Genomic DNA, 18861 nt, shown 5'->3' with positions numbered 1-18861 from the left:
ATCACCGACTCATCTGTACCTCTTCAAGTGGGGTCGCAAACGGAAAGCACAATGGACGCCAGTCTCGACATCGCCGATGCCCCACCAAATTTGATAAGAAAGCTCCGCGCGAGACGGGGCTATAGCGTTCCAAACAGCCAGCGAGCTACTTTACTTTGATATTTTCCGCTGATTCCTTGCCCTTGTTGGCGACAATATCATATTCGATCACTGCGCCCTCATTGAGCGTGCTCAGCCCCGCTCGTTCCACGGCCGAGATATGGACGAACACGTCCTTTCCGCCGCTCTGGGGCTGAACGAAGCCGTATCCTTTGGTCGGGTTGAACCACTTCACGGTGCCTATCGCCACGTCCGGAACTCCACTGTTGTTGCGCCCTGGACAGACGCGCCGAATATCCAACCATATCGCAATAGGCAGGCTGCTGATATGATTTCCGACAAAGCTGGCGAGTTGGCACGACCATCAGCACAAAGTGAGCAATTCGATACAGGTCTGCCGCCGAGATTCGTGCTCTAATGTTGCGGCAAGGAGCAGAGATGGCCAAGCGGAGCCGAACCCCTCAAAAGTCGAGGGGCGTGCAGCGATTCGATCCTGTTGAATTCCTGGAGACGGCGGCCAAGGGCCGCATCATCTCAACGCATCAAAAGAAGCAGGTCATCTTCGCGCAAGGCGATCTCGCAGATTCAGTGATCTATATCAAAAAAGGCAAAGTGAAAGTCACCGTCGTTTCCAAGCAAGGCAAGGAAGCCGTGGTCGCGATCCTCGGAGCGGACCAATTCCTGGGTGAAGGCTGCCTGATCGGGCAGCCGAAGCGCCTGGCGACGGCAACGGCAATGACCGACTGCGTAACAATGCGGGTGGAAAAGGTCGAGATCCTTCAGGTTCTTCAAGATGAGCCGACATTCTCCAAAATGTTCATTTCGCATATCTTGGCCAGAAACGCGCGCATAGAAGAGGACTTGGTCGATCAGCTCTTCAACTCCACCGAGAAGCGGCTTGCCCGCGTGCTGCTGCTGCTGGCGAACTTTGGCAAAGAGGGGCGGCCGGAGCCGATCGTTGCCAAGATCAGCCAGGAGACTCTTGCGGAGATGATCGGCACCACGCGCTCACGCGTCAGTCATTTCATGAACAAGTTTCGACAGATGGGATTTATCGACTACAACGGCCATCTCGAAATTCACAGCTCGCTGCTGAGCGTTGTTCTGAACGACCAGAAATCCAACGTCGTGGCGGCACCGCGGATATAACACCGCCGTAGGATCAAGCGGCCGCTGTCCGGCTTGCAAAGACGCTCTCGCCGATGAGGCGGGCAACCAAGATCGGAAACAGCATGCAGTCTCTCACGCTGATGATTGTCTACGTTCTCTCGACGGGGTCGTTACAGTTCATGGGCTTTTTGATCAGTCGAGTCATTGACTATGAATGGCCGACGCTCAGCTTGATGACTTTCTTGATCCTATTCATGTCGGCCTTCGGATTTGCGTGGCCGCTTGCTGTGTGGATTGCCGAGTGGCTGATTCGTCGGGCGGGGTACGTGGTCGAGACGGAGCAAAGCGGCGGCGCCGGCCGACGAGACACCGCGGAAACCATACGGCGCTGAACGCACAAACAACATCCGCCTTGGTGTGGCGAAGTAACAAGGAACAGCGAAACGCGTCGACAAAGTTGTGCGCGCCGAAAACGATCCCCGAGCCTACACGGCCCTAAAAGCCGGATATGCAATTACTCCCAAGAAAATCATGCGGCGGCTAGGTCGGGATAACTCACTGTCCTGCCTATCTTTGTTTGCCTTTTCGGTTACGGATCGACCTACCGCGCTTGTGCCCGCTGCGACAATCTCGATCGCTTGTTTGAAACGGACATGCACCCAAGCGCTGTCATTTGCATTGGTCAAAGGCGCGCTCACGGAACCAATCGGTTCGAGACGAGGTTGAATCGGATGGAAAACAATCAAGAGGCGCAGGCCATCGCACGTCGTGAACGACGCATCGACGAAGCTCTCTCCGATTCTTTCCCGGCCAGCGATACGCCGTACTTTGTCGGTTCCGGTGCAGCGAAACCGCTTGGCAAGGCCAAGCGGCGGAACAGGTCAGCTGAGATGGCAAGTGAAGTCATCGATCGATCCGCCGATTTGTTCGCATCCTCCGAAGAACAGCACAGCCGGAAGCGGCGGCTGCTCAACGGACCAAAAGAGTTTCGAAAGTTCCGGCGCGATCATCCGGCGTAAATGCGAGAAGCCCCTCCCGCGCGCCCCGAAGACATCGGCGGCAGCGCAAACCGTCAGCGCATTTCGGATCACTTGAGGCTCACCGGTCCCCGGGCTGGGCCTCATTGCCGCCGCTGGCCGTCCTACGGCACTTGGCCTCCCGGCGCCCGGTCATTCCCGAACGATGGTTGGGAGTTGACTTGAGGGGTAGATCTCAGGTTTGAACTGATACTTGGGATCGCTCCCAGTTCCTCCGATTTCGTGGAAGCCTGCATCTTCGCCGCGGCCAAAGCGATCTGCCGGTTGCGCTCGGCGTTCTTTCGCCGTTCCGCTCTCGTTATCTTCCGCCGCTCGGCCGCGTCCTTGCGTACGGCCGCGACCTTGTCGACTTTGGCCCTGGATACGACAGCCTGCCCGTCTGAGGATCCGGCCACGAAGGCCTGGACCATCTCTCGCCTTTCTGTGAGCATAGAACGGCTTTCGTTTGTCGCCACGGCAGATAAACGTTCAATGGGCCCCCACGAGCTTCCGACACGCACGCCGATCGCAAAGCCGGCGCTCAGCGCGATCACCACCGTTGCAATTCCCGCACAGTAAGAGCCGAGGGCGCTGACCTTGAACACGAGGTTTCCTCATGGGGACGGATTGCTGTCCCGTCTCAAGCAAAGCACCGCCCGGCCAGAGCCAACCGACCTACTAACGCCTGCCCCATCCCCAGCTGCTGAAAGTGCCGCGCCCCCGCAACACGCTCAGGATAAACAGCAACAGCATTGCACCGATCGTGGCATTGACGATTTCACCGACAATGCCGGCGCCGAGATGGATGCCGAGTTGGGGCAGCAGCCAGCCACCGATGAACGCACCAATGATTCCAATGATGAGATCACCGATCAGACCAAAGCCTGTGCCTCGCATGATCTGGCCGGCCAGCCATCCCGCGATGACCCCAACCAACAGCACGATGAGCAGACTTTCGCTGGTGAGATGCATGTGCTTCCTCCTCCGGGTGTGAGATCTGATCGGCCGGGCGATGCATCGAGAAACGCGTTGATGTTGTAATCGCGGGTCAACACGCAGGCGATCAACTAAGTTGCGATGCCGTGGAACATTATTGATGGTCGATTTTGCACAGTTGCAATCTGCAACGGGCTCCGCGCGGCAACGCATGCGGCACAAAAAGAAAAGCCGCCCCGAGAGGCGGCCTCCAAGTCACCGCCCGGCGGATGCACCATCCGGGCGCATTCAAACGCCCGCCATCAACACGGATGGCGCAGGCCGTCGTAACCGAGATAGGTGCCAGAGGCCGGGTCATAGGAGCGATAGCGCTGCTGGCAATAGCCGGCATCATTGCCTCCCTCGACGTAGCTCTGGCGGTACACGGGGCCCGGACCGTAACGATAGCTCGGGGCTTCGACATAATCGGAATCGTAGCCACCGTAGCCCTGATCGTAACCATAGGCACCGTAGCCATAACCGCCGTCGTAGCCGTAGTAACCGCGCGGTTGTGTCGCGTTCAGGATTGCCCCGCCGATAATCGCACCGGCGGCAAGGCCGATGCCTGCACCGACGTAGCCGCGACCGCGATAGCGCACGGCCTCAAAGGTGGGCGCCACAGCGGTGTGAAGGGCGAGTGGCGACGACGCCGGCAGCGCCGAAGCGGTCGAAACAAACCACGGTGCCGCAGCGGTCAACAGCGCAACGGCAATGATCTTGGAAGACGTATGCATGATGAATTCTCCAATGGTTTTCTGTTCAGAGACGATTTGTCGATTCAGGGTGCCAGGATTTCATTCAACAAGAATGCTATCTCGATGGCGCCCGGGCCCGCCGGCGGGTTCTTTTGCGAGCCATGCCGGCGAGCTCGTTTGCGAGTTCTTTGGCGAATGCGGAGGCCTTCTCAGCGTGACTGGGACGGCGCCGTCGGCGGCGTGTTGGTGTCGCTCAGATATTTGAACACCGGTAGCAACGCCAGTTGGTCCTTCGAGATGTTCACGACGGCATGGTCAGGATGGTCGAGGTTTCCGGCCGTTGTCGTCGTCTTGGTCACGACCGGAGCGCCGGCGCCAGTCGTGCTGGAAGTTGTGGTGGACTTGGAGGCCGCGTTGGCGGAGCGAGGCTCCATGCCAAATTTGAGTTGATTCCACGCCAGGACGACGTTTCGTTCGCCCATGCCTAGAAAGCCACCCACACCGATCACGACGGAGTCGATCCTGCCGGATGAATCGGAGATCAGTTCATTGATGTCGCCGATCTTATCCTCGTTGTTGTAGACATTGAGGCCGATCAGCTTTGAAGTCCGCCACGTCCCTACCTGCTGCATCGCAGCCTGCGAGGTCGCTACGTTCGCGCTGACCGACTTCTGAACGGATTCTGCAAATGCCGGAACGGACAATAAGGTCGAGGCGAGCATTGCTGCCGCCAGGTATTTCATAGACATAAAAAATCTCCAGATGTTTCCCCTGTGAAGCAACCCGGATTAGAGGAAAAAGTTCCTGAATACGCCAGGATATCGGCATGCCGCGGCCGAACATGAGCCGGGCGGCATGTGTTTCCGATAAGTGAGCGGTTTGAGACAGTCAGGGCCTGCGCGGCGTGAAATGGTGAACGAGACTGGGATTGATCCCGCAGGTGGAACGCTGAACTTCGCACGGCAGATATTCCCCGCGATGTCCGGATCACGCGCTCCCTTCGAGAGCCCTCCGGGTGCAGCGCCCGCCGAGAATCCCCGGAAGATCGTCCCGGCGGGCGTAATTCCAAAGCAGGCCTTTCAGCTCACACCGCGACAAACAGGAGGGCGAATCATGAGTGGACAAACAGGCGAAGCCGGCTTTCCGATGCTCGTTCGGAGAGTGCCAATTCATGATCGGCAGGACCGAAAGCCCTACGACGTTCTGGCAGCCGAATTGGAGGCTGCGCTCGCACGCGAGGAGACATATCTGCGAGAGAAGAAAGAGCTTTCGGAGCGCCAGGCTATGCTGGCTCAGGAGTTCGAGCATCGGCTGGTCAACGGCATGCAGGTGATCGCCAGTCTTCTGTCGTTGCAGAGCCGGTCCGCGAAGACGCCGGAAGCGACTGATCAACTAATGATCGCGGCCCGTCGCGTCGCGTCGCTGGCACGCGTGCATCGCCGGCTGCATCTTCTCGATCATCAGGAGCGTGTCGAGTTCAAGGTATATCTCCAGAACCTGTGCGAAGACCTGTCCGCGTTGTTGTCCCAAGACGGCAGCGGCTACGCCATTGTGGTCGAAGGCGCGGACGTCGAGATCCCAACGACGCGTGCGATCCCACTCGGCTTCATCGTCAACGAGCTCGTCACCAATGCTGCCAAATACGCGGAGGGCCACGTTACCGTTCGGATCGAAGCCGCGTCGCAAGCCGATCGGCGCTTATCGGTCATCGACGACGGGCCAGGACTCCCTGCCGGGTTCAACCCAGAGCACGGCAACGGGCTGGGAATGAAAATCGTGTTGTCACTCGTGCAGCAGATCGGCGGCGAGCTGCGCATCCTGCCTGGCGACAACGGGCGCGGCACGCGTTTCACGGTCAATTTCTGATGACGATGCGCACCAAGCGAAACACAGTCACCTTCGTCCGTCCGTTTTCGTTGAAAGACATCGGCCGGACGCTGCCCGCCGGCGCGTACGAGGTGGTGACGGACGAGGAACTGATCGAGGGACTGTCCTTTCCGGTCTACCGCCGCGTGTCGACCATGATCATGGCGCCGGCACCACACTCGTCCTCGATCGAAATGCTGATCATCGACCCACGCGAGCTCCAGGCAGCGCTGAATCGCGATGCTGCGCCCCATGAGTCGCAAGACGACGACGGCGCGGACCTGGGACATAGACCCATTAACCCACAGCCATAGTCTAATCGACGGGAGATGGAGCAAGGCGAGGTAAGAAACAGTGGGTACCGGCCTGTTTCGACCCCTGGTGGCCGATTTTAAATTGAGCGGTGGCCTACTAGTTTGAATAAAAGAGCATAATCCTCCTTATGAGCGCACAGCCTGAATTGATCGCACACCAATGCCGCGTCGAAGCGGCTGCTTGCCGCTCATTGGCTGAGCAGACGATGACACAGGCTCATCGGGTGATGTTGGAACATATCGCCGGCACCTGGGATCGCATCGCCGAAGACATCACCGAACACGATCGCAAGCAGTAGCCCGCCTCTTTCATTCTTCCTCGCCGCAGTCGTGGTCGGCCAAATTTCTGGTTCTGGCCTGTTTCGACCCCGGGCCGATTTTGAATCGAGCGGTGGCCTGCTTTCATTTTCAAATGTGAGCCATTTAGAACAGTCCCCGCCTCTACTTCGCAGTAGAGTTCTGCATTGCATATCCGGTAGGTACGCCGGATAGCGCTCGCTGGGGCACTCCTTCGGCGGGCGCTTTTTCCAGACCTCGGGAGCACGCCCATTTGCCCCAACCAAATTGCCTCTACTGCGGGAAGCCTTTGATGATCACTTCAGCCGCCGCATTCACCTGTCCGGCATGTGGGATGGTGGAGTTTTGCGATTCTGGCGCAATCCAACAACTTCATCTCCAATTCCAGCCTCGACAGCAGCAATCGCAAGATAAGAAGAAGTAAGCCGCCTCAGTTGGCCGCTCGCCAAGGCAAAACCTCTAGGCAAGCTCAAGCGGCGTCTCATACGAACACGCCGCCCGTAGTGGTGCCCCCGTGATGCAAGGTGGCGTCGCTTGAATGGTGCCTTCGGCTATTGCTCTACCCCTGCCGACCACTCCTTCGTCTGTTTTGTCTTCGGCAGCTTCTCTTGCCAACTGGTCTCTTAGCCACAAGAGCAAAAGCTGATGTTTAATTTGAAAAGTCGAGGGGACCTTCAGCTTTTTTCCAAATCTTGTGGCGATGGTCATTGGGCCAGCCTCGTTGCGGCAATCAAAACTACAAGCAACGCGGGCACCACCAGCGGGGGCACCAGCCACGGACTGATCCGAAAGTAGAAACTCATGGATTCCTCCTTTGAAAGCTTCGTGGGCAAAGAGCCGGGTCAGGACAAGACATCTCACGGTGTGAGTGCATCAATTATTGCCAGCTAGAAGCCCATACCGCAGCCAGACGGCATGGCAGGCGCGATCCCATTCTTGTTCGGTAGCTCTGCGATCATCGCTTCGGTGGTGATGAGGAGGCCGGCGACAGAGGCCGCGCCTTGTAGCGCGGCACGAACGACCTTGGTCGGATCGATGATACCCTTGGTCAGCATATTGCCGTACTCACCGGTCTGCGCATCGAAGCCGAAGGCATAACTGTCTTTCTCGAGGATTTTGCCGATAACGACGGATCCGTCTTCACCGGAATTGAGCACGATCTGGCGCGCGGGCCAGGACAGCGCCTTGCGCACGATTTCGATGCCAGTCCTCTGATCGTCGTTGGCCGGCCGCAACCTGGTCAACGCCTGGCTGGCACGCAGCAGCGCCACGCCGCCGCCCGGTAGAATGCCTTCCTCGACAGCGGCCCTGGTCGCATGCATCGCGTCGTCGACACGATCCTTGCGCTCCTTGACCTCGATCTCGGTGGCGCCGCCGACGCGGAGCACCGCGACTCCACCAGAAAGCTTGGCGAGCCGCTCCTGAAGCTTCTCGCGGTCGTAATCGGATGCGGTCTCGTCGATCTGCGTCTTGATCTGATAGATGCGCGCCTCGATGTCGTTCTTCTTGCCGGCACCACTGACGATCGTGGTACTCTCTTTCTCGATCGTCACCTTCTTGGCGCGACCCAGCATGGCGAGCGTCACGTTATCGAGCTTGATACCGAGGTCGTCGCTGATCGCCTGGCCGCCGGTGACGACGGCGATGTCCTCCAGCATGGCCTTGCGGCGATCCCCAAAGCCGGGTGCCTTGACGGCCGCGACCTTCAGTCCGCCGCGCAACTTGTTGACCACGAGCGTGGCGAGGGCTTCACCCTCGATCTCCTCGGCAATGATGACCAGAGGCTTCGAGGTCTGCACCACGGCCTCGAGCAAAGGCAGCAATTCCTGCAACCCCGAAAGCTTCTTCTCATAGATCAGGACATATGGGTCATCCAACTCGGCCCGCATCTTGTCCGTGTTGGTGATAAAATAAGGAGACGCATAGCCGCGGTCGAACTGCATACCTTCGACCACCTCCAGCTCCGTCTCGATAGACTTGGCCTCCTCGATGGTGATCACCCCCTCATTGCCCACTTTCTTCATGGCATCGGCTAGAAAGCGCCCAATCTCCGCATCCCCATTCGCCGAGATGGTGCCAACTTGGGCGATCTCCTCATTCGACGTGACCTTCTTGGAATTCTTCTGCAGGTCAGCGACCACCGCTTCGACGGCGAGGTCAACGCCCCGCTTGAGGTCCATCGGGTTCATGCCGGCTGCAACCGCTTTGGCGCCCTCCCGGACAATCGCGTGAGCCAGCACAGTTGCGGTGGTGGTGCCGTCACCGGCTGCGTCAGAGGTCCTGGACGCGACCTCGCGCACCATCTGCGCGCCCATGTTCTCGAACTTGTCCTCAAGCTCGATCTCCTTGGCAACCGTGACCCCGTCCTTGGTGATGCGGGGCGCACCGTAGGACTTGTCGAGAACGACATTGCGACCCTTGGGACCGAGCGTCACGCGGACCGCGTGGGCAAGCGTATCGATGCCGCGCAACATCCTGTCGCGCGCGTCGACCGAAAATCTGACTTCCTTGGCGGACATTTTCGAAATCTCCTTGAGAAAAGCATTTGTTTCATCGGGAAGTGATGTGGCGGCCACCCACGAGGGCAAAGCTCTCCGTTAAGCACCTTTCTGGCGTGCCTCCAACTCGACCAACACGCCCATCACGTCGCTTTCCTTCATGATCAGGTAGTCGTCATCATCGATCCTGACCTCTGTGCCGGACCATTTTCCGAACAGCACGCGGTCGCCGATTTTGATGTCGATCGGGATGAGCTTGCCGCTCTCGTCGCGCCCGCCGGGTCCGACCGCCAAGATCACGCCTTGCTGCGGCTTTTCCTTCACGGTATCGGGAATGATGATGCCGCCGGCGCTTTTTGCGTCAGCTTCGATGCGTTTAATCACGATCCGATCATGCAATGGACGGAATTTCATCGATCACTCCTTGTTAGGACTATTCGTTATGTTCAGGCTTCGCACGGTCGATGACCGCCCGAAGCGTCGATCTGCGCAGAATCACGGGCAACGTCGCCAGCAGGATGGCGGCCGACACAGATTGCTTCTGCCTTGATCACCCCAACGATTGAGCTGATCCTCCCACCCGCAGCGAGGCTGGAGCGCCGTCCATCGATAACGCATATTCTGTTGAAGTCGCGGCTCCCGATGAGTGAAGCCTCGGTGATCACCAGATTGCACTGCGGGCAAAGAAGCCCACAAAGAAGCTGATAAAGATCGCTAACAAGAACCAGCTTACGATGTTTGCACCGCGCTTCGGTTGGTGATCGAGATAGTGGTCATGAACCATGCAATTTCCTCCGCTGACCTTGCGCCAGAAAGTGCGCGGCCAAACGTGAGCGACAGAATTTTTTTGGCGGGGGCTACGGCGTCAGTCCGCTCAACGCAGCCGATGCTTCACCACTCGAAGTAAATACCAAACAAGCCAGTACAAGTCCTGGCTTGAACAAATAGCTGTGATTCCCGCGAATTTGTGGGAAAGGTGCACCCTCAGCGACGCACACAGAGGCCAATTGCACCTTGGGCGTTGCTGCAAACGACACGTATTCCATCAATTCCGATTTGACCACCAAGGCAAGTGGCAGATACGAGCTCCTCTTGTGCGGTGCATGACATTTCGCATCGATCTTCCGGGCAGTTGCTCATTCGGACTGGCCTTAACGATTGCGACGCCATGGGCCCAGCAGGACCAGCTGGGCCCACCGGACCTGCTGGGCCAGCGGCGCCCTGCTCACCTCGATCGCCTTTTTCCCCTTTGGCTCCTGGGGCGCCCTCTAGGCATCCGGCAAGAGCGACTGAAGCCACAACTGCAATGCAAGCGAACGATATTCGCATGGAAATCCCTTCCGCGACGAAAAACCCAATCTTCGATGAAAAGCCGCTATTTTGACGCAGGCCAGATGTCTGTCGAGACTAGTTGCAATAAACGCGACGGCTGCTCCATTGGCGGTGGCAAAGTGCCGGCGCCCAAATTCCGCCTCGCGAAAAGCCACGTCCGCGACCGCCGCCACCTCTGCCCCGCGCACCACGCCCACGTTGAGCATTCGCGTCTGTTGTCGCTGAGGTCAGCATCACGCCGGATACAGCGAGAGCGCCTAGCGCATAAACCCCGAGGAGTGCGCTCGCCGCCAAAATGCCGGTGAGAGTTTTCCGGATGCCGCCTGACTTGTCGGTCGTCATATGTGATCGTCTCCTGTTTGTGCTTCGTCGCGGCGAAGCAAGCGCGGATCCGCCCGAGGAAGCCACTTCAACCTCAAGTCTGGATATGGAATGGATCAGGGCCTGATGTTCATATCAGGCGGAAGCAAGAAAAATTCTCTCGACCGCCGAAGCCCGAAATCGTTTCGACGATACCGCCACCATGCGCGCGATCGAGTGGCACGACTGTTCAAAACGGACCACTTTCCAGGCGGCCCGTAATAATTATCGCAGTCGGCTATCTAATCATGCTGCGCCTCCCTACGTTCGATCATCCTCGCCGATGACTTAGGCCTGTGAGGACTGAGAGACGCTCCAGCGCTCTCGTTCATGCGGGAGATGCTCTGTGCCTAGCTTTCGGGCTTATCCGGTCAGCAAAAACCACAAGGTTGCAGCCACTCCGTCTGTCGTCATTGTCTGCACAAATGAGCAGGATGGCATCCAACAGGCACAGCAACTGGTGGACGAAGATGAAATCGAGCTGTGGGACGGACCACGCTTCATTGCTCGACTCAAGCCGCTGCAAGGAAAAAAGGATTCAAATTGAAAAACGAATCTTCTTACAGGGTGCGTTGGAGGCCGCGCGCTCTGCACGAGCCTCTAACTTCAATACGGGTGTAGGCGATTTTGGGGTTCTTTGCTGTAGCTATCATGGGAGTCGCCATCATCGTCGATATGAACACCGCGGCGGTGACGGTACATGCAACACCGTAAAGTTGGAGGATGGCTTGGTAATCGAGCGGTTGTTGGAGCCCGGCTCAACAGAGCTGCCAATTTGCCGGTGTAGCACCGAGATGAAATTGGTGGGTGGAGATCGGCCGGCAGCGACGCACGAAACAGAGATTCGTACCTTCAGATGCCCGGCATGCGAACACGAAATGAGACTTACTGTTTGGAGCGGATTTGACGGTGAGTTGTGACATCATCACGCCCAACAAAAGAGTATCGAATGACTGCCTTATTGGAGAGCATAAAAGGTTTAATTCGCCGCAATGAGGGCTTGTCGGACAATTTGTCATCAACCGAAGTCGGACATTACGCAGCAGAGATTTTGAATCGATTGAGGCATGGCAGCACTGTTGAGATGTTGGAGCTGTATTTGCGTCAGTTGAGAACACCTGGATCTCGGCAATTTCAAGTTTCGCCGGCCGCCCAGATTCTGGCCGAACGTGTCTTCGCCCTGTTCCATTCAAACGCTGGAGAATTCAGTCGAACTATCAATTTCTCGCAAGTCCGCTCCGAGAAGGAAGAGCGGGCTCTACAATGAGGGGATCCTTGCACATCGCGCCGCTGCGAAATCGGATCGCTCTTTATTGCAAACATCGAACATGAAGCTGCATCGGGCAGAAATTCTTCTTAGGTGACTGATGACGCTCTATCCGATCGAACTGGTCCGCGAGATTCTTGCACCCGCGCAGACGAAGCCACTGTCGCAGCAGGCACTCCCTCGAACATTCGGCAGATTCACCCGCGAATGTCCCGACACGTTTCGGGTAAAACCACTGACAGCTTCCGGCGGCCGCTACAGAAAGCCGAACACGGGCAATGAGCAAGACATAGCTCCGAGGAAAGCAAACGATGGCATCGAAAGAGCGGCTCGCGGCTATGGCAGCGTCACTTTGCGCTATCTGTTCGGGAACAATGGTCAGCACACTCGTGACGCCGGACCCCGAGGACAATAGCTTGGAACTTCGCACTTATGCATGTGCAGAATGCGGTCATTGTCAGGTCTACAGCGTGGATAGAGGAACAGCACAATAAGTCGCTGCTGCTGGGATTGAAGGCAGAAGGCACTTCTCGGCCAAGTCATCGGCCAGGCCGATCAAATCGTAGTTCGAAGCGGCTAGGCCGAACATTTGAAACTTAGCACCGACTGCTACGCAAATCGGATGCGCAACGACAGTGCAAGATATAAAAGCTTGTGCCGGCAAGGTGCAATTCAAGAACACCGCCGGCGTGACCGCCTTCCTCGATCGAAGATTGTCCGATAACTGGGAGTTGTCAGTTGGATGACCAACGTTAGCTGTTACGCAAGAAGCATCCATGCCGCCCAGCTCGTTGATGTCAGTATAGAGCCTAATTCCGCTTGCTTAAGCCACCAAGCGAATGCTGTCAGGCGCGAATCGTGCCCGTCGCGATCCCGGCGACCTACGTTCGGTTGGGTTTGCCGACGAACCCAGCACCGTAGCCGGCTTCCCTGGCAGCCCAGCCGCCCGCCACACGCCCGCTGAATATCGAAGGCCCGAGCATTGTGCCTTCAAGCCCCGCGCGGCCATTGATGTGCCCACCCGCCATGCCCGCGACCTCGCCGGCGGCGTAGAGGCCGGCAATCGGCTCGAAATGCTTGTCGAGCACGCGGCACTTCAGGTCGGTCTTCACGCCGCCGAAGTTTTTTCGCGCCATCGGGAATATCTGCATCGCGTAGTACGGCGGTGTGTCGAACGGCTTGGACTGTCGAAGGGGCTTGCCGAACTCAGGCTCGTTTTTCAAGCCTTCGGCAAAGGCGCCGTTATAGCGTTCGACCGTGGCGAGAAACGTCGGCGCATCGACCTCAATTCGCTTTGCCAACTCGGCCAGCGTATCGCGCCTTGCGCACATACGGCGAGTTCGCCAATAACCCCTCGACCCTGTCGCGCAGGACCTTGTCGCCCTGCTTATAGTATGGGTCGGCAACCTGCATCGCCTTCGTCATCGCCTGGTCCATATGGTGCGGCCCGGTCGCAAGCTGGAGCCGTTGTACAACCTTTCGATTTAGGGGCTCATCGAGGACCTCAAGTTACGAAATCGGTCCAATTACGTAACCTGACGACTCAAGCACCGATCAGTACCCGTCGATGCCAGATGTGGAATCACATTTGACGGGATGATCGACAATGACCGCCAACAGTCGAAAAAAGCTGCGTGCCGCAAAAGCTGCGGAATATCTTGAAGTGAGCCGTTCGACACTTGCGAAGTGGCGCATGAACGGTGGTGGCCCTCCATATCATCGGTGCGGGCCTCGCATCGTTTACTATTACCAGGACGAAATCGACGCTTGGCAAGAGGAGTGCGATCGGCGCGAAAGACAAAGAGAACGGAAAGGACCGGCGGCGCCCGAAGCTCAAAGCTGAGGCAGCGCCATGTGGAGCGAAAAATACCGTCCTCAGCAATCCATTCCGGTTAGCTCCGGCGAACGATTGCGTGAAGCCGCCGGAATCTTCGCCGTCGGCCTCCAGCGTGCTTTGGCCCGGAAGTCCAGCGAAGTCTCCGCCCACACCGGAGAAAGTTCACTTCACATCCTGCCCGGGCAGAGCGTGCATCCGACCCCCATGGATCGGAGAACGTCGAATGGCTGACCCCGTATTGGCCCAGCTGGCCGCCCTGAAAACCGCCCCCATTGGCGCCCTGCGGCAAAAGTGGCGCGAGTTATTTGAGAAGGAGCCTCCCCTCTACAATCGGCGCTACTTGGAAAGCCGGCTGGCCTACCGCATCCAGGAGCTGGCCTATGGCGGGCTCAAACCCGAGACTATCGAACGGCTGGAAGCCTTGGCGGACGAGTTGGAAGGCAAGGCCGGCCGACGTCGCCGGGCAACTGAGACGCGCCCGATCGCCGGCACCCGACTGATCCGCGAGTGGCAGGGCGTCGAGCACTGCGTCACGGTTCGCGACGAGGACTTCGAGTACAAGGGCCGCCCCTACACCTCGCTCTCGGCAGTTGACGGAGCGGCAGGTCACGGATCACCTCCATCGATTCAACGACGTTTGGAACGAACTCTTTCCGGCCGAACAGTCGCGGATCGTTCAGTTGCTGGTCGATCGTGTCGAAATTGGCGCAAGCGGCGCAGACATCACGTTGCGAACCGACGGCCTCGGCGCTTTGGTGCAGGATCTGCGGGGCGCCGCCGAGCAGCAGGATCAAGCGGCATGAATACCAACAGACGTCTGCCGCCTTCGACAGTGACTGTCCATGTGCCGCTCAGGTTTACCGTTCGCGGCGGACGCAAGACGATCATCGGCGAAACAGCTCACCAGACACCAAAGACTCGCTTCGACGATTCGATCGGCAAAGCCCTGGCCCGCGCCTATCGTTGGAAACAGAAGCTTGATGACGGCAAATACGCGACGGTCAGCGATCTAGCCAAAGCTGAGCGAATTGACGAATCCTACGTGACGAGAATTCTTCGCCTCAATTTGCTTGCGCCCGATATCGTTGAGGCCGCATCGGACGGCCGAACGCAGTTTACTGTCCAGACGCTGGCGGTGTCGATTTCGCCGATCTGGGCAGCCCAACGAGCCACATTCGCAGAGCGCTAAGGCTTCGCATTCTTGTTACATCTGACAGCCCGATTATTTTTCGGCATCAGATCTGCGGCCCTCGTTCGCCGATAGCGCAAGTGTTAAGCTAGACGGATTGCAGAACAAAACACATGGTGCAAGCAATGGCACGATGCACACATCTGCCGACGATCAAAACGGTGACCCCGCGCACGCTCGGTTGTCAGGAATGCCTGGAAACAGGAAGCGCATGGTTGCATTTGCGCGTATGCCGAACCTGCGGCCACGTCGGATGTTGCGACCAATCGCCCGGACGTCATGCGACGAAGCATTTTCAGGCCACCAGTCACCCCATCATTGAAGGTTACGACCCGCCTGAAGGCTGGGGATGGACGCCCGCTCATCGACGGCCTGGACGATCCAACGCCGTCCTGCGAACACGACTAAGCTGTCCTTATGCACGGGAAACGAAATCGGCAGGCGGCCGAGCTCGTGTCCGCCGGTGACGAGACGCCACTCCTGCGCGCTCTCGAACACCGCGAAGAACTCGCGCGATTGCACCAGCGCCTCTCCGGCTGGCCCGAGCATGAGGATACCGTCAGGAGCCTGCTCGACTATACGAACCTCCGGCGAGCCCAGATGCCTACCATGGTCAGTCCACGCCAGCGGAGGGCGACGAGCAGAATCGCGAACTACCAAGATGAGTCCGGTTCTGTGGGTGAGCGAGAGGGATTCGAACTCGCGATATTGCTCACCCGCATTTTTGCTGGCTTTGCGACCTCAGTACTTCCGAGCACAAGTACGGAGGTCTGGAGAAAAAAAGGCATCAGAGAACGATTTCGGACCCGCCTCGCCGGCGACCAGTACTGAGTTCCAAACGAAAAACCTGCAAATTCCGGCGGTTGAAAGCGCCCCCGCTGGGCTCTAGAGAATCCAGTTCTAAAAGGGACTGGCGGAGGGAGAGGAACTGGGATCCAACATTCTCCAGTGTAGCAAGCAGTAGCCCGTCGTAGTCCGGCGAACTTCGACGCGGACCGAGGCGAGAGAAACTTCGAACTTCTGATGAAAATTCAGAGAATTGGAGCCCCGGCCGCCCTATTCGACGGGTTGGTCGTTGTGTAGAGACGCATCGATTTGCTGGACCGTCTCCGCCAGCCTGTTCCTGACTTCGACCAAATTTTGAACGTAGGCGACATGGTGGCGGCCGGCCAGGACTAGCACGGTCTGCAGCACCAGGTCGGAATGTCGGACCAGCGCGAGCAGGTGCTCCCCGCTAGGCCCACTGACCTCCGACAGCCAGTTCTTCACCGTTCGCTCACCCGCGCCCGTCCAAGCCATCACGGTTTTGACCGCCTGATGGGTCGAGCCCAGTTCGCATTTCAAAGCATAAGCGATGGCGTGGGGATACGATCCAAGATTCTCGCCCGTCGGAAAAACTATGCCCTTTTTCGGCAACATTCTGCCGGACCCTCCGTGGCATAAAGAGGGTTGATCACGAACTTGCTCCGAAGGTGACGACGGCGCTCTGGTTGGGCGCCGATCTTCGGTATCCGGCTAAGGCATGAAGGTCGGGGGAGAGTCGCGTGCGAGAAGAGCTGTCGCCCGGCCGCAGTGGCCACGTTCAGGGCAAGCAGGTTCGTGCCGCACAATACGTTCGGATGTCGACCGAACATCAGAAATATTCAACCGAAAACCAAGGTGAAGCCATAGAGCGCTACGCCGCCGCGCGTGGGATAGAAATCGTCAAAACGTACGCCGACCAGGGCAAAAGCGGATTGAGCTTAGATGGTCGGGACGCGCTCAAGCAGCTGATCGACGATGTGCAGGCCAACAAAGCCGATTTCAGCACCATCCTCGTTTACGACGTAAGCCGATGGGGCCGCTTTCAGGACGCGGATGAGAGCGCCTACTACGAGTACATTTGCAAACGCGCCGGCATTGCAGTGCAGTACTGCGCCGAGCAATTTGAAAATGACGGCAGCCCTGTCTCGACCATTGTGAAGGGCGTGAAGCGGGCGATGGCCGGCGAGTACAGCCGCGAGCTCTCCGTCAAGGTCTTCACGGGCCAATGTCGGCTTATTGAGCTTGGCTACCGCCAAGGCGGACCGCCTGGGTATGGCTTGCGGCGAAGCCTAATCGACCAAAGCGGTGCGGCGAAAGGCGAACTGGCTCGCGGCGAGCAGAAGAGCATCCAAACTGATCGCGTGGTGTTGGTGCCCGGGCCCCAGGAGGAAGTTGAAACTGTCCGGTGGATATATCGGTCGTTCGTGAAAGAAGGAAAGCTTGAGCGGGATATCGCCGATGCGCTGAACGCGCAGGGAAAGAATACTGATCTGGGACGGCAATGGACCCGTGGCACCGTTCATCAGATCCTGATCAACGAGAAATATATCGGCAACAACGTTTGGAATCGCGCTTCGTTCAAATTGAAGCGCAAGCGGGTTCACAACAGCCCCGATATGTGGATTCGAGCTGAGAACGCCTTCGATGCCATCGTTGATCGGACGCTATTCAATGCAGCTCAACAACTCATTCGAGAGCGGTCGTACTACTTCACCGACGAGGACATGCTCTCTGGATTGCAGCAACTGCTGGAGCAAAATGGCTATCTGTCAGGACTGATTATTGACGAAAGCGATCGCCTTCCCTCTAGCAGCGCATACCAGAATAGATTTGGAAGCTTGCTGCGTGCTTACGAGCTGGTCGGGTTCACGCCGGATCGCGACTACAGCTACATCCAAATCAACCGCGCGCTTCGACTCATGCACCCACAAATCGTGGCCGAAGCGATTAAGGGAATTCAGGACGCCGGCGGATCGATCGAACAAGATCAGGAAACGGATCTTCTGATAGTCAACGACGAGTTCACAGCCTCGATCGTCGTGGTTCGATGCCAAATGACCGCGGCAGGGTCGCTCCGTTGGAACATTCGCTTCGATACAGGGCTGTGGCCGGACATCACCGTAGCGATACGAATGGACCAGCCTAACGAACGGGCTCTCGATTATTACCTTCTGCCCCGCATCGATATGACTGCACCGCGCATTCGGCTTTCGCAAGACAACGGGATTTCTATTGATTCCTACCGGTTCGAAACGCTCGACCCCCTGTTCGGAATGGCTGCTCGAGCAAATCTGCGAGAGGTCGCATGAACGATTTGTCGAACGAAGCCGATGTCCAGTTGATCCCACTGGACCGCATCACGGTGATCAATCCTCGCATTCGAAACAAAAGGGTGTTCAGCGAAATTATCGAGAACATTGCGGAGGTCGGCCTTAAGCGTCCAATAACGGTCACTCGCCGTGATGATCCCGACGGACCGCGATATGACCTGGTATGCGGTCAAGGCCGGCTAGAGGCTTATCAAGCGCTCGGCCAACACGAGATACCGGCCATCGTTGTCGTCGCGGATACCGAAGACTGCATGGTCATGAGCCTCGTCGAAAATCTAGCTCGACGGCAGCACCGCGCCATCGATTTGCTCCATGATATCCAAGGACTAAAGGAGCGCGGATACAATGACAGTACAATCGCCTGTAAGACTGGTCTGACGATCGAATACGTACGGGCCGTTCTTCGGTTATTGCAACGTGGCGAGCATCGCCTCCTCCGCGCAGTCGAGGCGGGCCAGATCCCCGTCAGTATTGCCGTCGAAATCGCATCGGCCACAGAAAGTGAGACGCAGGCAATCCTCCAACAGGCCTATGAAAAGAAGCTCCTACGAGGTCACAAGCTCATCGCTGCTAGGCGCCTGGTCGAACAACGACAGCGACGAGGCAAAGGACTGAGAGCAAAAGGTATCCAAAATGGCAAACGCCAGCGTCCACTTTCGTCAACTGCTCTTATTCGAGCTTATCAAGAGGACGTTGATCGTAAACGCCTGCTAATCCGGAAGGCTGAAGCTACCCGGAACAGACTCGTGTTTGTTACCGAAGCTTTGAGGAAGCTGTTTGGCGATCAAAATTTCGGAAACCTCCTGCGCGCCGAGGGCTTAGAAACCCTCCCAAGGAACCTGGCAACGCGCATTGAGGCGGCATCAGCCTGA

General features: G+C 57.7%; 23 protein-coding genes and 1 pseudogene. 12 read left to right on the top strand and 12 right to left on the bottom strand.

All coding sequences use genetic code 11. The features are described from left to right. Window positions 1–145: 145 nt before the first annotated feature. Entirely contained in the window at window positions 146–349 is a 204-nt protein-coding gene (locus RHPLAN_RS03225) for a cold-shock protein (protein ID WP_068013783.1), read from the bottom strand. Window positions 350–537: 188 nt separating this feature from the next. Between RHPLAN_RS03225 and RHPLAN_RS03220 the strand changes: the two genes are divergently transcribed. The 3 genes from RHPLAN_RS03220 (at window position 538) to RHPLAN_RS03210 (ending at window position 2228) form a co-directional block, all read left to right on the top strand. After that, complete coding sequence (locus RHPLAN_RS03220) at window positions 538–1248, top strand: Crp/Fnr family transcriptional regulator (RefSeq protein WP_068013781.1); 711 nt, start codon at window positions 538–540, stop codon at window positions 1246–1248. A gap of 83 nt (window positions 1249–1331) precedes the next feature. Continuing rightward, complete coding sequence (locus RHPLAN_RS03215) at window positions 1332–1601, top strand: hypothetical protein (protein ID WP_068013779.1); 270 nt, start codon at window positions 1332–1334, stop codon at window positions 1599–1601. 339 nt (window positions 1602–1940) lie between these two features. Next, window positions 1941–2228 (top strand): hypothetical protein, encoded by a 288-nt coding sequence (locus RHPLAN_RS03210; protein WP_068013778.1) that lies wholly within the window; start codon window positions 1941–1943, stop codon window positions 2226–2228. Between the two features lie 122 nt (window positions 2229–2350). Here the strand turns inward: RHPLAN_RS03210 and RHPLAN_RS03205 are convergent, their stop codons facing one another. From RHPLAN_RS03205 to RHPLAN_RS03190, 4 genes are all read right to left on the bottom strand, one after another. Further along, window positions 2351–2830 (bottom strand): hypothetical protein, encoded by a 480-nt coding sequence (locus tag RHPLAN_RS03205; RefSeq protein ID WP_068013776.1) that lies wholly within the window; start codon window positions 2828–2830, stop codon window positions 2351–2353. Window positions 2831–2903: 73 nt separating this feature from the next. Continuing rightward, window positions 2904–3197, bottom strand: coding sequence for a GlsB/YeaQ/YmgE family stress response membrane protein (locus RHPLAN_RS03200; protein ID WP_068013774.1), 294 nt, complete (start codon window positions 3195–3197; stop codon window positions 2904–2906). A 266-nt stretch (window positions 3198–3463) separates the two neighbouring features. Continuing rightward, window positions 3464–3934: a BA14K family protein gene (locus tag RHPLAN_RS03195; RefSeq protein ID WP_068013772.1), complete on the bottom strand. Its 471-nt coding sequence runs from the start codon at window positions 3932–3934 to the stop codon at window positions 3464–3466. A gap of 170 nt (window positions 3935–4104) precedes the next feature. Continuing rightward, the gene (locus tag RHPLAN_RS03190) at window positions 4105–4644 is read right to left on the bottom strand and encodes a PRC-barrel domain-containing protein (protein ID WP_237180036.1); all 540 of its coding nucleotides are present in this window, start codon (window positions 4642–4644) and stop codon (window positions 4105–4107) included. A 160-nt stretch (window positions 4645–4804) separates the two neighbouring features. Between RHPLAN_RS03190 and RHPLAN_RS03185 the strand changes: the two genes are divergently transcribed. Next, complete coding sequence (locus RHPLAN_RS03185) at window positions 4805–5761, top strand: sensor histidine kinase (protein WP_084244223.1); 957 nt, start codon at window positions 4805–4807, stop codon at window positions 5759–5761. After that, window positions 5761–6075 carry a hypothetical protein gene (locus tag RHPLAN_RS03180; protein WP_068013765.1) on the top strand — a complete coding sequence of 105 codons (315 nt, stop codon included), beginning with the start codon at window positions 5761–5763 and terminating at the stop codon, window positions 6073–6075. The genes RHPLAN_RS03185 and RHPLAN_RS03180 overlap by 1 nt, the downstream gene beginning before the upstream one ends. 756 nt (window positions 6076–6831) lie before the next feature. On the opposite strand, the gene RHPLAN_RS38985 is transcribed toward RHPLAN_RS03180, so the two are convergent. The 4 genes from RHPLAN_RS38985 to RHPLAN_RS38980 form a co-directional block, all read right to left on the bottom strand. Further along, complete coding sequence (locus RHPLAN_RS38985; RefSeq protein WP_157100028.1) at window positions 6832–7080, bottom strand: hypothetical protein; 249 nt, start codon at window positions 7078–7080, stop codon at window positions 6832–6834. 179 nt (window positions 7081–7259) lie between these two features. Further along, entirely contained in the window at window positions 7260–8891 is a 1632-nt protein-coding gene (gene groL, locus RHPLAN_RS03175) for a chaperonin GroEL (RefSeq protein ID WP_068013763.1), read from the bottom strand. 78 nt (window positions 8892–8969) lie between these two features. Further along, window positions 8970–9284: a co-chaperone GroES gene (locus RHPLAN_RS03170; RefSeq protein ID WP_068013761.1), complete on the bottom strand. Its 315-nt coding sequence runs from the start codon at window positions 9282–9284 to the stop codon at window positions 8970–8972. Window positions 9285–10138: 854 nt separating this feature from the next. Next, entirely contained in the window at window positions 10139–10408 is a 270-nt protein-coding gene (locus RHPLAN_RS38980; protein WP_157100027.1) for a hypothetical protein, read from the bottom strand. A 500-nt stretch (window positions 10409–10908) separates the two neighbouring features. Here RHPLAN_RS38980 and RHPLAN_RS38975 point away from each other — a divergent pair, with 500 nt between their 5' ends. Next, the gene (locus RHPLAN_RS38975; RefSeq protein ID WP_157100026.1) at window positions 10909–11109 is read left to right on the top strand and encodes a hypothetical protein; all 201 of its coding nucleotides are present in this window, start codon (window positions 10909–10911) and stop codon (window positions 11107–11109) included. A gap of 402 nt (window positions 11110–11511) precedes the next feature. Then, a complete protein-coding gene (locus tag RHPLAN_RS38970; RefSeq protein WP_157100025.1) occupies window positions 11512–11829 on the top strand; it encodes a hypothetical protein in 318 nt (105 codons plus the stop codon). Between the two features lie 881 nt (window positions 11830–12710). Here the strand turns inward: RHPLAN_RS38970 and RHPLAN_RS03165 are convergent. Then, a complete protein-coding gene (locus RHPLAN_RS03165; protein ID WP_198164687.1) occupies window positions 12711–13130 on the bottom strand; it encodes an FAD-binding protein in 420 nt (139 codons plus the stop codon). 305 nt (window positions 13131–13435) lie between these two features. Here RHPLAN_RS03165 and RHPLAN_RS38130 point away from each other — a divergent pair, with 305 nt between their 5' ends. The 3 genes and pseudogenes from RHPLAN_RS38130 to RHPLAN_RS38120 form a co-directional block, all read left to right on the top strand. Then, complete coding sequence (locus tag RHPLAN_RS38130; RefSeq protein ID WP_084244219.1) at window positions 13436–13672, top strand: helix-turn-helix transcriptional regulator; 237 nt, start codon at window positions 13436–13438, stop codon at window positions 13670–13672. Between the two features lie 217 nt (window positions 13673–13889). After that, entirely contained in the window at window positions 13890–14855 is a 966-nt protein-coding gene (locus tag RHPLAN_RS40410) for a DUF2924 domain-containing protein (protein WP_237180035.1), read from the top strand. A gap of 125 nt (window positions 14856–14980) precedes the next feature. Further along, a pseudogene (locus tag RHPLAN_RS38120) lies at window positions 14981–15208 on the top strand (UBP-type zinc finger domain-containing protein); the annotation flags it as partial. Here RHPLAN_RS38120 and RHPLAN_RS40405 read toward each other — a convergent pair. Next, the gene (locus tag RHPLAN_RS40405) at window positions 15171–15404 is read right to left on the bottom strand and encodes a hypothetical protein (RefSeq protein WP_068013750.1); all 234 of its coding nucleotides are present in this window, start codon (window positions 15402–15404) and stop codon (window positions 15171–15173) included. The pseudogene RHPLAN_RS38120 and the gene RHPLAN_RS40405 overlap by 38 nt on opposite strands. Window positions 15405–15911: 507 nt before the next feature. After that, window positions 15912–16274: a hypothetical protein gene (locus RHPLAN_RS03140; RefSeq protein ID WP_068013748.1), complete on the bottom strand. Its 363-nt coding sequence runs from the start codon at window positions 16272–16274 to the stop codon at window positions 15912–15914. 125 nt (window positions 16275–16399) lie between these two features. Here RHPLAN_RS03140 and RHPLAN_RS03135 point away from each other — a divergent pair, with 125 nt between their 5' ends. Continuing rightward, entirely contained in the window at window positions 16400–17968 is a 1569-nt protein-coding gene (locus RHPLAN_RS03135) for a recombinase family protein (RefSeq protein ID WP_257730333.1), read from the top strand. After that, the gene (locus RHPLAN_RS03130; RefSeq protein WP_068013744.1) at window positions 17965–18861 is read left to right on the top strand and encodes a plasmid partitioning protein RepB C-terminal domain-containing protein; all 897 of its coding nucleotides are present in this window, start codon (window positions 17965–17967) and stop codon (window positions 18859–18861) included. Before RHPLAN_RS03135 ends, RHPLAN_RS03130 begins: the two co-directional genes overlap by 4 nt.

It is taken from the genome of Rhodoplanes sp. Z2-YC6860, assembly GCF_001579845.1.
In the GTDB taxonomy this organism is placed as follows: Bacteria; Pseudomonadota; Alphaproteobacteria; order Rhizobiales; family Xanthobacteraceae; genus Z2-YC6860.
The sequence above is the reverse complement of the archived record's forward strand: the minus strand, read 5'-3'. Positions and strand labels throughout refer to the sequence as shown.

Excerpts from the sequence above, each read along its gene's own strand:
- RHPLAN_RS03215 (WP_068013779.1), top strand. The coding sequence starts at position 1,332 with ATGCAGTCTCTCACGCTGATGATTGTCTACGTTCTCTCGACGGGGTCG.
- RHPLAN_RS03195 (WP_068013772.1), bottom strand. The coding sequence starts at position 3,934 with ATGCATACGTCTTCCAAGATCATTGCCGTTGCGCTGTTGACCGCTGCG.
- RHPLAN_RS03180 (WP_068013765.1), top strand. The coding sequence starts at position 5,761 with ATGACGATGCGCACCAAGCGAAACACAGTCACCTTCGTCCGTCCGTTT.
- RHPLAN_RS40410 (WP_237180035.1), top strand. The coding sequence starts at position 13,890 with ATGGCTGACCCCGTATTGGCCCAGCTGGCCGCCCTGAAAACCGCCCCC.
- RHPLAN_RS03210 (WP_068013778.1), top strand. The coding sequence starts at position 1,941 with ATGGAAAACAATCAAGAGGCGCAGGCCATCGCACGTCGTGAACGACGC.
- groL (WP_068013763.1), bottom strand. The coding sequence starts at position 8,891 with ATGTCCGCCAAGGAAGTCAGATTTTCGGTCGACGCGCGCGACAGGATG.
- RHPLAN_RS38985 (WP_157100028.1), bottom strand. The coding sequence starts at position 7,080 with ATGACCATCGCCACAAGATTTGGAAAAAAGCTGAAGGTCCCCTCGACT.
- RHPLAN_RS03170 (WP_068013761.1), bottom strand. The coding sequence starts at position 9,284 with ATGAAATTCCGTCCATTGCATGATCGGATCGTGATTAAACGCATCGAA.
- RHPLAN_RS03190 (WP_237180036.1), bottom strand. The coding sequence starts at position 4,644 with ATGTCTATGAAATACCTGGCGGCAGCAATGCTCGCCTCGACCTTATTG.
- RHPLAN_RS38970 (WP_157100025.1), top strand. The coding sequence starts at position 11,512 with ATGACTGCCTTATTGGAGAGCATAAAAGGTTTAATTCGCCGCAATGAG.
- RHPLAN_RS03200 (WP_068013774.1), bottom strand. The coding sequence starts at position 3,197 with ATGCATCTCACCAGCGAAAGTCTGCTCATCGTGCTGTTGGTTGGGGTC.
- RHPLAN_RS40405 (WP_068013750.1), bottom strand. The coding sequence starts at position 15,404 with ATGCTCGGGCCAGCCGGAGAGGCGCTGGTGCAATCGCGCGAGTTCTTC.
- RHPLAN_RS38130 (WP_084244219.1), top strand. The coding sequence starts at position 13,436 with ATGACCGCCAACAGTCGAAAAAAGCTGCGTGCCGCAAAAGCTGCGGAA.
- RHPLAN_RS03220 (WP_068013781.1), top strand. The coding sequence starts at position 538 with ATGGCCAAGCGGAGCCGAACCCCTCAAAAGTCGAGGGGCGTGCAGCGA.
- RHPLAN_RS03185 (WP_084244223.1), top strand. The coding sequence starts at position 4,805 with ATGGTGAACGAGACTGGGATTGATCCCGCAGGTGGAACGCTGAACTTC.
- RHPLAN_RS38980 (WP_157100027.1), bottom strand. The coding sequence starts at position 10,408 with ATGCTCAACGTGGGCGTGGTGCGCGGGGCAGAGGTGGCGGCGGTCGCG.
- RHPLAN_RS03130 (WP_068013744.1), top strand. The coding sequence starts at position 17,965 with ATGAACGATTTGTCGAACGAAGCCGATGTCCAGTTGATCCCACTGGAC.
- RHPLAN_RS03140 (WP_068013748.1), bottom strand. The coding sequence starts at position 16,274 with ATGTTGCCGAAAAAGGGCATAGTTTTTCCGACGGGCGAGAATCTTGGA.